This window comes from Amycolatopsis sp. cg5, from assembly GCF_041346955.1.
Classification (GTDB): Bacteria; Actinomycetota; Actinomycetes; order Mycobacteriales; family Pseudonocardiaceae; genus Amycolatopsis.
Genome location: NZ_CP166849.1, coordinates 890,294 through 903,130 on the forward strand (window position 1 = coordinate 890,294; position 12,837 = coordinate 903,130).

Here is a 12,837-nt window from a genome sequence, read left to right on the forward strand (position 1 = left end):
AACTGTTACCTCAAGTTACATGCATTTGGGAGGACGACGCGATGACGCGGACGCTCAGGGAACCCGACCGGGAGAAGACCGCCGAACGGCTGCTCAAGTCGTCGGCGACCAAGTTCTACGACCCCGATGTCGACCTCGACTGGGCCGCGCCGCTCGTCGAGGGCAAACGCTTCATCCCGGAACACCGGTCCTCGCTCTACGGCACCGAGCTGTGGGACACGCTCACCCCGGAACAGCGCATCGAGCTCGGCAAGCACGAGGTCGCGAGCGTCGCGACGACCGGTCTCTGGTTCGAGATCCTCCTGATGCAGATGCTGCTCAAGGAGGTCTACGAGCAGGACCCGACGAGCGCGCACGCGCAGTACGCGCTGACCGAGGTCGCCGACGAGTGCCGCCACTCGACGATGTTCGCGCGGATGGCCGCGCGGATCGGCTGCCCCGCGTACGGCCCGGTCCCGTGGCTGCGCCGGCTCGCCAAGCTCATGCCGACCATCAGCTACGGACCCGCCCGCTACGGCGCGATCCTGGTCGCCGAAGAGGTGCTGGACCGCTTGCAGCGCGAGCAGATGAACGACCCGGACATCCAGCCGCTGGTGCGCATGGTCAACCGGATCCACGTGCTCGAAGAGGCGCGGCATGTCACGTTCGCGCGCGAAGAGGTCACCCGCGGGATGGCGAAGCTGTCCAAGTCCGAGATCGTCTACCAGCAGTTCATCATCGCGCTGATCTCGTACTTCGTGACGCGGGCGTTCATCAACCCCGGTGTGTACAAGGCCGTCGGCATCAGGCCGCGCGACGGGGTCGAAGCCGCGCTGAACAACGAGCACTGGCAGGAGACCATCCACTGGGCAGGCGGCAAGATCATGCCGTTCCTGCAGGAGTCCGGTCTCGTCGGCAAGCCGGGAATGTACTTCTGGCGCAAGTCCTTCCTGCTCCGATGACGGCGATCGAGACGCGCCGGAACCCGGCAGGCGCGCACCGTTTCGTCACCGCCGACGGCACCGCGCTGCACGTCAGGGCGTCAGGCCCGATGGACTCCGCGTTGACGCTCGTGCTCGTGCACGGCTGGACCCAGGATCACCGGACCTGGGACTCGGTCGCCCGGCGGCTGGACCCGTCGGTCCGCGTGCTGCGCTACGACCTGCGCGGCCACGGCGGCTCGGCGCCCGCGACCCACGGCACCGCGACGATCCCGCGCCTCGCCGACGACCTCGCCGAACTGATCACCGCCCGCACGAACGGTCCGGTCGTGCTGGCCGGGCACTCCATGGGCGGCATGACGATCATGGAACTCGCCGATCGGCACCCCGCACTGGTGACCGAACGCGTCGCGGGCGTCGCGTTCGTGGCGACCTCGTCCGGCCAGATGGACCGGATCACCCTCGGCCTGCCCGGTGTCGCCGGTCGCGGCGCCGCGCGGTTCGAGCGCAAACTGGCGAAGATGCTCGCGCGGCGGCGCGCCGACGCGCTGCCGTTGCCGCCGTCGATGGTCCGGCCGGGCGCCCGGTTCCTGGTCTTCGGCGACCATCCGCGCCGCGAAGACGTCCACTCGGTCGCGGAGCAGCTGCTCTGTGCGCATCCTGCGAGCGTAGGGGGCTTTCAGGACGCGATATCCCAGCACGACCGCCGCGTCGCGCTCGCCGCGCTCAGGCACGTCCCGGCGGTCGTGCTGGCGGGGGAGAAGGACCGGCTCTGCCCGGTCGGCCACGCCAGGGTCATCGCCGACGAGCTGCCCCAGGCCGAGTTCATGCTCTACCCGGGCGCCGGCCACATGCTCCCCCAGGAGCGAGCCGACGAGGTCGCAGCCCGGATCAGCGCCCTGACCAGGGCCTGCGCCCGTCTCTGACCCAGCGGGAAAAATCCCAATGCGGCATTGGTCAGTTTTCGTACCCCCAATGTGGCTTTCGTCAGCTGAAATCTGACGAAAGCCACATTGGGATTTTTTGAGGGCTCAGTCCTGGTGCTGGAGCGGGAAGCCGCCGCCGATGCCGCGCCAGGCCAGGTTCGCCGTGAGGGCGACCGCCTCCTCGCGGCTCATCGACTGGTGGTGCGCGAGCCAGAAGCGGGCGCTGACCTGGCTCAGGCCGACGAGGCCGACCGCGAGCAGGCGGGCCTTGTCTTCGTCGAGGCCCGCGTCGGCGGTGATCGTGTCGGTGATCGCGTCGACGCTGGCCGAGGTGGCCCTGTCGACCGCCTCCTGGACCGCGGGTTCGCCGCGCAGGTCGGACTCGAAGACCATGCGGAACGCGCCCGCGTCGTTGTTGACGAAGTCGAAGAACGCGCCGACCGTCGCCGGGACGCGCTGCTTGTTGTCCGAGGTGGACTCGAGCGCGTCCTTGACCCGGCGGACCAGCTCGTCGACGTGGCTTTCGAGCAGCGCGATGTAGAGGTCGAGCTTGCCGGGGAAGTGCTGGTAGAGCACCGGCTTGCTGACGCCGGCCTCCTCGGCGATCTCGTCCATCGCCGCCGCGTGGTACCCGTTGGCGGCGAAGACGCGTTGCGCTGCCGCCAGCAGTTGCGCGCGGCGTTCGGTCCGGGGCAGGCGGACCCCTCGTTGCTGCAAACGCGCCATCTCCGTCATGCTTCCTCCACGTCGAGCGACCCCTCCGCCGGTGGCGGGGTCACCGCCACCAGAAGCTCACCCGACATTACTCGCCGGTACACCTCTACCGCCAAGGGTGAGGCATCCTGGTCTGGTGTCTCGTACAGTTTCCAGCCCCGGTGTCACCCGTTCGCCGCTGACCCATGTTCCGCTGTCGAACACCCCGCTCCCGCCGCTCGACGGGGCCCGCCCGCCCTACCCGCGGACGGCCGAGCTGGGGCTCGCGGTCCGGCGCGTCGACGGCCCGGCGGACACGACCGCCGTCTACGTGCACGGGCTCGGCGGCTCGTCGACGAACTGGACGGACCTCGCGGCGCAGCTGTCGCCGTTCGCCGCCGGCACCGCCGTCGACCTGCCGGGATTCGGGTTCTCCGAGCCGGAGCCGGGGTTCGACTTCAGCCTCGACGCGCATGCCGATGTCCTCGGGAAGTACGTTGAGGAGCAGGGCGGCAAGCCGGTCCACCTGCTCGGCAATTCGATGGGCGGCGCCGTCTCGCTCCTGCTCGCCGCGCGCCGGCCGGAGCTCGTGCGGACGCTCACCCTCATCTCGCCCGCGATGCCGGATCGTCGCCTCGACCCACGTCGGCTTTCCGACCCGCGGATGGCGCTCGCGTACCTGCCGCTCGTCGGCCGCCGGGTGCGACGGCAGCTCGCCGCGCTCGGTCCGCGTGAACGGGCCAAGCAGGTCATCAAGCTCTGCTACGCCGAGCCGGACGCCTTCGCCGAAAGCCGTCTTGACGAACTCGAGCAGGAACACAGCGAGCGCGCCGGATTCAACTGGGCGACGCCCGCGCTGGCGCGCAGCACGTTCGGGATCTTCCGGACCTGGAGCGCACGCGGCGAAGGCTCGCTGTGGTCGGTCGCGCGGACCGTGACCGCTCCCACACTCGTCGTTTGGGGGATCCACGACAGAGTGATCTCCGCCAAACGCGCGGTCCGCACGGCCGAGGCCCTGCCCCACGCGCGATTACTCGTTCTTCCGCGAACCGGCCATGTGGCGCAAATGGAACGCCCGATTGCCGTAGCGAGGGCGGTCCTCGGTCTGTGGGAATGTGTCGAAAACGGGACATGGTAGCCCATTCGAGTGAATATCATTCCTTCGGTATTCCGCCAGTCGCTCGAAGCATCACGGTTTGGTTATGGCACTCTTGGTGCGTGGACCGGGTGACGCAGGATGCGCGAGGCGAGGAACGGCGGGCTCAGTATCCGTCGGCTCAGCGCCGCGCACCGCAGTCCGGTCAGTACCGGCCCAGCCAGCGCGCGAGCACGTCGCGGGTCACCGAGGAGCGCTACCGCCCCGGTTCCCGTCGCACCGCCGCGCAGCCGCTGACCGCGGCATGGGAGCCCAAGTCGGAGCCCGCCGCCCGGAAGAAGCAGGCTGACAAGGGCAAGCTTTCGAAGCTCGGCAAGGTGTACGGCTGGCGCATGTACGCCGTGCCGATCCTGGTCGTGCTGACCGTGCTCGTGGTGTTCCGGACCGCGAGCGGGCCGGCCGAGCCCGTCAGCGAGGCGGCCGGGCAGAGCACGGGCGCCGCGGCCGGATCCGGGGACGGCTCCGGGGACGGCAACGGCGGCGACGTGCTGGTCGAGAACCCGCCGACGCCGATCGACCTCAAGGTGGACACGGCCGAACTGCCCGACGGCAACCCGTTCACGGAGACGGGCAAGGGGACCTGGCACGCCATTCCCGGGCCCGCCGGCGAGAAGAAGGGCACCGGCGGCGCCTTCTTCACTTACACGATCGAAGCCGAGGACGGCCTCGACCCGGCGACCTACCAGGGCGACGACAGCTTCGCCGCCTCGGTGCAGAACACCCTGTCCAGCCAGCAGAGCTGGGTCGGCACCGGCAAGTACACCCTGCAGCGGGTCGACGCGAACTTCCCGAACCCGAGCTTCAAGGTCAGCCTGACCAGCTCGAACACCACACACCGCGCGGACCTGTGCGGCTACCAGATCAAGTTCGAGGCCTCCTGCTACCGCAGCAGCGCCGGCCGCGTGATCATCAACGTGGCCAGGTGGATCCGCGGCGCGAAGGCGTGGGAGAACGACCTGAGCGGCTATCGCGCGTACGCGATCAACCACGAGGTCGGCCACGCGCTCGGCGGCAAGCACGTCGGCTGCGCCGAGAACGGCGCGCTCGCGCCGGTGATGATGCAGCAGTCCTTCGGCGTCGCGAACGACTACGTCGAGAAGCTGAACAACATCCCCGGCGGCGACAAGGGCAAGGTGCCCGCGGACGGCAAGGTCTGCAAGCCCAACGCCTGGCCCAACCCGTCCGGCAAAGCCGGCGGTTAGCGCGCCCGGAATCCCACGAAGTGGGCAACGGGAAGTACGAGTTGCCTGCGCGCGTTAGACATACTGGGATGCGAACGCGATAACGCGCGAGATGGAGGACCCGGATGTCTGGCAAGCTGCCGCCGCTCGTGGAGCCGGCTGCCGAGCTCACCAAGGAAGAGGTGGCTCGCTACAGCCGTCACCTGATCATTCCCGACGTCGGGGTGACCGGGCAGAAGCGGCTCAAGAACGCGAAGGTCCTGGTCATCGGCGCCGGTGGCCTGGGCAGCCCGGCGCTGCTCTACCTGGCCGCCGCCGGCGTCGGCACGCTCGGCATCGTCGACTTCGACGAGGTCGACGAGTCGAACCTGCACCGCCAGGTGATCCACGGCCAGTCCGACATCGGCAAGCTCAAGGCCGCTTCGGCGCAGGAGTCGATCGCCGAGGTCAACCCGTTCGTCAAGGTGTACCTGCACACCGACCGGCTCGACAGCTCGAACGCGCTGGAGATCTTCCGCGACTACGACCTGATCGTCGACGGCACGGACAACTTCGCCACCCGGTACCTGGTGAACGACGCCGCGGTGCTGCTGGGCAAGCCGTACGTGTGGGGCTCGATCTTCCGGTTCGAAGGCCAGGTCAGCGTGTTCTGGGAGGACGCGCCGAACGGCAAGGGCCTCAACTACCGCGACCTCTACCCCGAGCCGCCGCCGCCCGGCATGGTCCCGTCGTGCGCCGAGGGCGGCGTGCTGGGCGTGCTCTGCGCGTCGATCGGCTCGATCATGGTGAACGAGGCGATCAAGCTCATCACCGGCATCGGTGAGCCGCTGCTCGGGCGGCTGATCAGCTACGACGCGCTGGAGATGAAGTACCGCGAGGTCAAGATCCGCAAGGACCCGGAGACCCCGAAGATCACCGAGCTGATCGACTACGACGCGTTCTGCGGTGTGGTGTCCGACGAGGCGGCCAACGCCGCGGCCGGCAGCACGATCACGCCTGCCGAGCTCAAGGCCAAGTTCGACAACGGCGACAACTTCGCGCTGATCGACGTCCGTGAGCCGCACGAGTACGAGATCGTGAACATCAAGGGCGCGACGCTCATCCCGAAGGACCGGATCCTCTCGGGTGAGGCGTTCGCGGAGCTGCCGCAGGACAAGCCGATCGTGTTGCACTGCAAGTCGGGCGCGCGTTCGGCCGAGGCGCTGGCCGCGCTGCACAAGGCGGGGTTCAAGGACGCGACCCACCTCGGTGGTGGCGTGCTCGCCTGGGCCAGGCAGATCGACCAGAGCCTGCCGACCTACTGATCCTCACGTTCGACAAGGGCACGTGTGAAATGTTCAACAATTCACACGTGCCCTTGTTCTATCAGTCACCGAAGTCGAGCCTGAGCTGCTTCGCCTTGTGCGGGACGAAGACGTCGTGGACCATCTCCGCGAACCGCTCGCCCGTCGACGCGGGCTTGTCACGGCTCGCCGGAAGCCAAACGCCGAGCACGATCAGCGCGGCCGTGAGCACGAGAGCTCCGGCCCGGAACGCCCACGGCGTCGCGAGGATGCCCGCCACCAGCGGATAGGGCAGCCCGAGCAGGATGATCACCAGCCAGGGCACGTGATCGATGCCGGCGGCGTCGAAGGCGGCGAACAGGAAGAACGTGCCTGCCAGGCCGACGAGGCCGACCAAGAAGGCCCACAGCACGCGGGTGCCGTGGCTTTCGGTCAGCCGTGACGCGGGCCGGGTGGCCGAGCCGAGCGCGTAGGCGACGCCGACCAGGATGAACGGCACCGGCGCCGACAGCAGCGGGCTGCCGAAGAACCCGCCGAGCAGCAACAGCCAGCCCGCCGTCACGAGGACGAGGACGGCAGCTCCCCACAGTGAGGCGAGCTGGATCCAGCTCGCCCTGGTCATGTTCATGCGGGCATCTTGTCGGGCCTGGCCGCCCACGTACATCAGTAGCTTTACTCAAGTCGGCGACACGACTTCGTTCTCTTTCGTGGAGCCGAGCCCGAGGTAACGTGTGTGGCCGTGGTCGTCAGGCATCAGAGTCCCCCGGAGCATGTCTGCTCGGCGTTCGGCGCTCATCCCGCCGAGCTTGAGCCGCTGCCGGGCGGGACGGTCTGGCGATGTGGCGACATCGTGGTGAAACCCGTGGCCGACAAGAGCCGGGCCGTGTGGTCGGCGCGGGCGCTGGAGCAGATCGACGCGCCGGGCCTGCGGATCGCGCGGCCGGTGCGCGCGTCGGACGGACGCTGGATCGTCGCGGGCTGGGCCGCGAACAAATACGTGCCGGGCACGCCGGAACATCGCGCGGACGAGACCGTGCTGGCCGCGGTCAAACTGCATCAGGCGACAGCGCGGCTCGCGCGCCCGTCCTTCCTGGCGAGCAGGCGGGAACCCGAGGCCATCGCCGACCGGGTCGCGTGGGGCGAGCTGGAAGTGCCGTTGGAGGAGACCAGGGGTGGCCGCTGGTTCGAGGTGCTCGCCGGCGCGCGCCGTCCGGTCAACCTGCCGGACCAAGTGGTCCACGGTGAGCTGCTCGCCGGCGTCGTCTACTCGGGCAAGGCCGCGCCCGGAATCGTCGACTTCGTCCCTTATTTCCGTCCTGCCGAATGGGGTGCGGCCGTGGTCGCGGTCGACGCGATCGCGTGGGGCGGCGCCGACATCGAATTGCTGCGCCGCTGGGCGCATCTGCCCGAATGGTCACAGCTGCTGTTGCGGGCGATCTTGTTCCGGCTAGCCGCGCACGCGCTGAACCCCAGGTCGACGCGTGCGGCACTGGATGGACTGCGTGCCGCGGCCCGTGAGGTCAGCGAACTCGTGTGACGACCAGCACGCTGTTTCTCACGATGTGAGGCTGCGCGAGGCGGCTATTGTCAACTTCCCCGAAACATAAGGGCATTTCCAGGTAACAAGCGCTGCTTAGCGTCACGCTCGTGACCACGACCGCCGAGCCAGCCAGTGCTGTTCCGATCAGCGCTGTGGCCACGCACTGCCCGTACTGCGCACTGCAGTGCGGGATGAGCCTGCGCGGTAGTGATGTCCAGCCTCGCCAGTTCCCGACCAACGCGGGCGGGCTGTGCCAGAAGGGCTGGACTTCGGGCTCGCTGCTGAACTCGCCTGCCAGGCTGACCACGCCGCTCGTGCGGGTGGACGGCGAGTTGGTGCCTTCGAGCTGGGACGACGCGCTCGGTCTGATCGCGCGCAAGCTCACACAGCTGCGCGAAACGTCCGGCGCGGATTCGGTCGCCGTGTTCGGCGGCGGCGGGCTGACCAACGAGAAGTCTTATCTGCTGGGGAAGTTCGCCAGGGTCGCGCTCGGTACCTCCCAGATCGACTACAACGGCCGGTTCTGCATGTCGTCGGCCGCCGCGGCGGGCAATCGGGCGTTCGGGCTCGACCGCGGAATGCCTTTTCCCGTTACGGATCTCGCCGAAGCCGATGTCGTGCTGCTCATCGGCGCGAACCCGGCGGAGACGATGCCGCCGTTCGTCCAGCACCTGCGCGGCGGCGAACTCATCGTCGTCGATCCGCGCCGCACTCCGACCGCCGAGCTGGCCGGTCTGCATCTGGCGCCCGCTCCCGGCACGGATCTGGCGCTGGCGCTGGGAATCCTGCACGCGGTCGTCGCGGACGGACACCTCGATCAGTCCTATGTGGACTCGCGGACTTCCGGTTTCGAGGACATGTGGCGGGTGGTCGCGCGGTGGTGGCCGGAACGTGCCGAACGCGTCACCGGGGTGTCCGCCGCGGACCAGCGCCGGGTCGCCGCCAGGCTCGCGGCCGCGCGCAACGCGTACATCCTCACCGCACGTGGTACCGAACAGCACGCGCGCGGCGCCGACATGGTCACCGCGTGGATCAATGTGGCACTCGCGGTGGGCCTGCCGGGCCGAAAGGGTTCCGGCTTCGGCTGCATCACCGGTCAGGGCAACGGTCAGGGCGGGCGCGAGCACGGCCAGAAAGCCGATCAGCTGCCCGGTTATCGCAAGATCGACGACCCGGCCGCGCGCGAACACGTCGCCGGTGTCTGGGGCGTGCCCGCGGATTCGCTGCCCGGCCCCGGACGTTCGGCCTACGAGCTGCTCGACGCGCTCGGTACCGAAGGCGGCCCCCAAGCGCTGATGATCTTCGGCAGCAACCTGGTCGTCTCCGCGCCGCGCGCCGCGCACATCGCGGACCGGCTCGCCGCCTTGGATCTGCTCGTCGTCGCGGATCTCGTGTTGTCCGAGACGGCCGCGCTCGCCGATGTCGTGCTCCCGGTGACCCAGTGGGCCGAAGAAGACGGCACGATGACCAATCTCGAAGGCCGTGTCCTGCTGCGGAAGCGCGCGGTCACCCCGCCCGAGGGCGTGCGCACGGACCTCGACGTGATCGCCGGGCTCGCCAAGCTGCTCGGTCAGCCGGACGGCCGATTCCCCACGGACGCCGAGACGGTGTTCACCGAGCTCCGCGAGGCTTCGCGGGGTGGCCTCGCGGACTACTCCGGCGTCAGCTACGAGCGCCTGCGCGCGGGCGAGGCACTGTACTGGCCCGTGCCGGACGTCGAGCACCCCGGCACGCCCAGGATGTTCCTCGACCGGTTCGCGCACGCCGACGGGCTCGCGCGGTTCGTCGCCGTCGACCACTCCGGCCCGGCCGAGCGGACCGACGACGAGTTCCCGTTGCAGGCCACCACCGGCCGGGTGCTGCAGCACTACCAATCCGGCGCGCAGACCCGGCTGGTCGACGAGCTGGCCAGAGCGGTACCCGAGGTGTTCGTCGAAGTGCATCCCGACACCGCCGCGCGGGCCGGGCTGTCCGAGGGGGACTGGGCGCTGGTGAAGTCGCGGCGCGGCGAGACGCGGGCGCGGGTGCGCGCGGTCGCGTCGATGCGGCCCGATGTCGTGTTCCTGCCGTTCCACTTCCCCGGCGCGCAGCGGGCGAACCTGGTCACCAATCCGGCGCTCGACCCGATCAGCCGGATGCCCGAGTTCAAGGTGTGTGCGGTTTCCCTGTCCCGCGACGAGGAGGATCCGGCATGAGTCCACGCAAGGTCGTCATTCTCGGCTACGGCATGGCGGGCGCGCGGCTGGCCGACGAGATCCGCCACCGCGACCCCGACGGTTCGCGGGTCATGCTGACCGTGCTCGGCGAAGAGCCGCACCACGCGTACAACCGGGTGCTGCTCTCGGCGGTCGTCGCCGGGACGATGCGCCCGGAAACCGTCCGCCTGCATGACGAAGGCTGGGCAGGCAAGACCGGCGTCGACCTCCGCGTCGGCACCCGCGTGACGAGCATCGACCGGGCGGTGCGGCAGGTCGTGCTCGCCGACGAGTCCACAGTGGACTATGACGTGCTCGTGCTGGCGACCGGCAGCAGGCCGTGGCTGCCGCCGGTTGAGGGACTCGAACTCGGCGCCGACGTCGTAGCGTTCCGCACGCTGGATGACTGTGACCGCATTCTCGAAGCAGCCAAGTTCGGCGCGCCGGTCGCCGTGCTCGGCGGCGGCCTGCTCGGCCTCGAAGCCGCGCGCGGACTGGCCGGGCGCGGCAACTTCGTCACCGTCGTGCACCCGTTGCCGACGATCATGGAACGCCAGCTCGACCCCGGCGCGAGCCAGGTTCTGGTGCGCTCACTGGAAAAGCTCGGCATCGACTTCCGGCTCGGCGCGAGCGCCGCCCGCTACCTGCCCGGCGACGGGCTGAAGCTCGACGACGGCAGTCACGTCCCGGCGGACCTGGTGGTGGTCTCGGCGGGCGTTCGCGCCGACACCACGTTGGCGGTCGAGGCGGGACTTCAGGTCGATCGCGGCGTGCTGGTAGACGACGCGCTGCGGACCAGCGACGGCCGCATCCACGCGATCGGCGACTGCGCGCAGCACCCTGGCACGATCTCCGGGCTCGTGCAGCCCGCGTGGGATCAGGCCGAGACGTTGGCGGACCTGCTGACCGGCACCGACATGCGAGCCCGCTACCGGGGAACCTCGGTCGTGACGCGCCTGAAGGCACGCGACATCGATCTCGCGTCTCTCGGCGAGGTGGGCGCCGAAGTCGGCGCCCAAGGGTCCGAGGTCCTTTGCTTCGCCGACCCTTCGGGCGGGCGCTACGCCAAGCTCGTCGTGCGCAAGGACAAGGTCGCCGGCGCGATCGTGCTCGGCATTCCCGACGCCGCCGCGAACATCACCCAGCTTTACGACCGGGGAACGCCGATGCCCGCCGATCGGCTCAGTGTCCTCTTAGGACGATCTCTGCCCGGCGCCGCGACACCCGCGTCGAGCCCGGCGGACCTGCCCGCGGCGGCCGTGGTCTGCCGCTGCAACACGGTGACCAAGGGCAGGCTCGTCGAGGCGTGGAAGTCCGGCGCCTGTTCGGTGGCCGAGCTGGCGACCGCGACCAGGGCGACGACCGGCTGCGGTGGCTGCGGCGACGCGGTGCGCGGGATCGCCGAGTGGCTCGGAGCCCAGTGATGACGAAGGAGAATGTGATGGGCAGCAGGACCGGCTCGCGCTGGATCGAGCACTGGGAACCCGAGAACGAGCAGTTCTGGGAGTCCACCGGCAAGAAGGTGGCCACCCGCAACCTCTGGTTCTCCATTCTGGCCGAACACATCGGCTTCTCCGTATGGACACTGTGGTCGGTCATGGTCCTGTTCATGGGCAAGGACTACGGGTTCAGCGCCGCGGACAAGTTCCTGCTGGTGTCGACGCCGACCGCGGTCGGCGCGCTGATGCGGCTGCCGTACACCTTCGCGGTCGCGCGATTCGGCGGTCGCAATTGGACGGTCATCAGCGCGGCGCTGCTGCTGATCCCGACGATACTCGCGGCAGTCGTGCTGGAGCCCGGCGTCTCACTGAGCACACTGATGATCGTCGCCGCGCTCGGCGGTGTCGGCGGCGGCAACTTCGCGTCGTCCATGACGAACATCAACACGTTCTTCCCCGAGAAGCGGAAAGGCTGGGCACTCGGCCTCAACGCGGGCGGCGGGAACCTCGGCGTGGCCGCCGTCCAGCTGGTCGGCCTGCTCGTGATCGGCACGGTCGGCGCCGCGCAGCCCCGGCTGGTGCTCTTCATCTACATCCCGCTCGTGGTGGTCGCGGCCGTGTTCGCGTGGCTGTACATGGACAACCTGGCGACCGTGCGCGGTGACACCAAGGCCATGCGCGAGGTGATCAAGGACCCGCACTCGCTGGTGATGTCGTTCCTCTACATCGGCACGTTCGGCTCATTCATCGGCTACAGCTTCGCGTTCGGCCTGGTGCTGCAGAACCAGTTCGGCCGGACGCCGCTGCAAGCGGTCGCGGTGACGTTCTTGGGGCCGCTGCTGGGTTCGCTGTCCCGGCCGGTCGGCGGCTGGCTGTCCGACCGGCTCGGCGGCGGCAAGGTCACCTTCGGCACATTCGCGCTGATGGGCTCCGCGACGGTCGTGCTGATCATCGCGTCGAACGCCAAGTCGCTGGCACTGTTCACGATCGCGTTCATCGTCCTTTTCGTACTCACCGGCGTCGGCAACGGCTCGACGTACAAGATGATCCCGGCGATCTTCCGCGCCAAGGCCAAGGTCGCGATCGAGGCGGGCGCCGACGAGACCACGGAACTTCTCAAGGCCCGCAAGCTTTCCGGCGCGCTCATCGGGCTCGCCGGCGCGGTCGGCGCGCTCGGCGGCCTGTTCATCAACCTGGCGTTCCGCGAGTCGTTCGCGACGGCCAAGAGCGGCGTGCCCGCGTTCATCGGCTTCCTGGCCTTCTACGGGGTCTGCTTCGTGGTGACCTGGGTGGTCTACCTCCGCAAGCAGCCCGCGACCGTCACGAGCACCCGAGGACTGGCACTCGCCGGAGCGGAGGTCTAGGGCGTGTCTCCTCGTTCTGATCGCGGTCTTCGCGCCCAGGTGGCCCCTGGCGGCACGGGCGCTTCACCCGAGTACGACCCGGTACGAGGGCGAATCGCCCGCGCCGCCAGGAACCACCTGGATCACGAAGCCCATCGACC

At 69.1% G+C, this 12,837-nt stretch carries 11 protein-coding genes; 9 read left to right on the top strand and 2 right to left on the bottom strand.

The annotated features are described in order from the left end of the window. Positions 1-41 precede the first annotated feature (41 nt). Both AB5J62_RS04540 and AB5J62_RS04545 read left to right on the top strand, forming a co-directional pair. Entirely contained in the window at positions 42-941 is a 900-nt protein-coding gene (locus AB5J62_RS04540) for a diiron oxygenase (RefSeq protein ID WP_370946850.1), read from the top strand. Then, entirely contained in the window at positions 938-1,846 is a 909-nt protein-coding gene (locus AB5J62_RS04545; RefSeq protein WP_370946851.1) for an alpha/beta fold hydrolase, read from the top strand. Before AB5J62_RS04540 ends, AB5J62_RS04545 begins: the two co-directional genes overlap by 4 nt. Before the next feature lie 105 nt (positions 1,847-1,951). Here the strand turns inward: AB5J62_RS04545 and AB5J62_RS04550 are convergent, their stop codons facing one another. Then, positions 1,952-2,581 carry a TetR/AcrR family transcriptional regulator gene (locus AB5J62_RS04550; protein WP_370946852.1) on the bottom strand — a complete coding sequence of 210 codons (630 nt, stop codon included), beginning with the start codon at positions 2,579-2,581 and terminating at the stop codon, positions 1,952-1,954. 235 nt (positions 2,582-2,816) lie between these two features. On the opposite strand from AB5J62_RS04550, the gene AB5J62_RS04555 reads away from it, so the two are divergent. From AB5J62_RS04555 to moeZ, 3 genes are all read left to right on the top strand, one after another. Continuing rightward, positions 2,817-3,677, top strand: coding sequence for an alpha/beta fold hydrolase (locus AB5J62_RS04555; protein WP_370950178.1), 861 nt, complete (start codon positions 2,817-2,819; stop codon positions 3,675-3,677). Between the two features lie 80 nt (positions 3,678-3,757). Beyond that, complete coding sequence (locus tag AB5J62_RS04560) at positions 3,758-4,897, top strand: DUF3152 domain-containing protein (protein WP_370946853.1); 1,140 nt, start codon at positions 3,758-3,760, stop codon at positions 4,895-4,897. Positions 4,898-5,001: 104 nt separating this feature from the next. After that, complete coding sequence (gene moeZ / locus AB5J62_RS04565; protein ID WP_091299383.1) at positions 5,002-6,180, top strand: adenylyltransferase/sulfurtransferase MoeZ; 1,179 nt, start codon at positions 5,002-5,004, stop codon at positions 6,178-6,180. A gap of 61 nt (positions 6,181-6,241) precedes the next feature. On the opposite strand, the gene AB5J62_RS04570 is transcribed toward moeZ, so the two are convergent. Next, positions 6,242-6,787, bottom strand: a complete 546-nt coding sequence (locus AB5J62_RS04570) for a hypothetical protein (protein WP_370946854.1) — start codon at positions 6,785-6,787, stop codon at positions 6,242-6,244. Positions 6,788-6,898: 111 nt separating this feature from the next. Here AB5J62_RS04570 and AB5J62_RS04575 point away from each other — a divergent pair, with 111 nt between their 5' ends. The 4 genes from AB5J62_RS04575 to AB5J62_RS04590 all read left to right on the top strand — a co-directional run bounded on the left by AB5J62_RS04575 (position 6,899) and on the right by AB5J62_RS04590 (position 12,697). Further along, positions 6,899-7,696 (top strand): TIGR02569 family protein, encoded by a 798-nt coding sequence (locus AB5J62_RS04575; RefSeq protein ID WP_370950179.1) that lies wholly within the window; start codon positions 6,899-6,901, stop codon positions 7,694-7,696. A 146-nt stretch (positions 7,697-7,842) separates the two neighbouring features. Continuing rightward, positions 7,843-9,894 (top strand): molybdopterin oxidoreductase family protein, encoded by a 2,052-nt coding sequence (locus tag AB5J62_RS04580; RefSeq protein ID WP_370950180.1) that lies wholly within the window; start codon positions 7,843-7,845, stop codon positions 9,892-9,894. Next, positions 9,891-11,318 carry an FAD-dependent oxidoreductase gene (locus AB5J62_RS04585; protein WP_370946855.1) on the top strand — a complete coding sequence of 476 codons (1,428 nt, stop codon included), beginning with the start codon at positions 9,891-9,893 and terminating at the stop codon, positions 11,316-11,318. Before AB5J62_RS04580 ends, AB5J62_RS04585 begins: the two co-directional genes overlap by 4 nt. A 17-nt stretch (positions 11,319-11,335) precedes the next feature. Next, a complete protein-coding gene (locus tag AB5J62_RS04590; protein WP_370946856.1) occupies positions 11,336-12,697 on the top strand; it encodes a nitrate/nitrite transporter in 1,362 nt (453 codons plus the stop codon). Positions 12,698-12,837 lie beyond the last annotated feature (140 nt).

Bases quoted from the DNA above. Each gene is read 5' to 3' on its own strand.
- moeZ (WP_091299383.1), top strand. From the start codon at position 5,002: ATGTCTGGCAAGCTGCCGCCGCTCGTGGAGCCGGCTGCCGAGCTCACC.
- AB5J62_RS04585 (WP_370946855.1), top strand. From the start codon at position 9,891: ATGAGTCCACGCAAGGTCGTCATTCTCGGCTACGGCATGGCGGGCGCG.
- AB5J62_RS04590 (WP_370946856.1), top strand. From the start codon at position 11,336: ATGGGCAGCAGGACCGGCTCGCGCTGGATCGAGCACTGGGAACCCGAG.
- AB5J62_RS04550 (WP_370946852.1), bottom strand. From the start codon at position 2,581: ATGACGGAGATGGCGCGTTTGCAGCAACGAGGGGTCCGCCTGCCCCGG.
- AB5J62_RS04570 (WP_370946854.1), bottom strand. From the start codon at position 6,787: ATGAACATGACCAGGGCGAGCTGGATCCAGCTCGCCTCACTGTGGGGA.
- AB5J62_RS04540 (WP_370946850.1), top strand. From the start codon at position 42: ATGACGCGGACGCTCAGGGAACCCGACCGGGAGAAGACCGCCGAACGG.
- AB5J62_RS04545 (WP_370946851.1), top strand. From the start codon at position 938: ATGACGGCGATCGAGACGCGCCGGAACCCGGCAGGCGCGCACCGTTTC.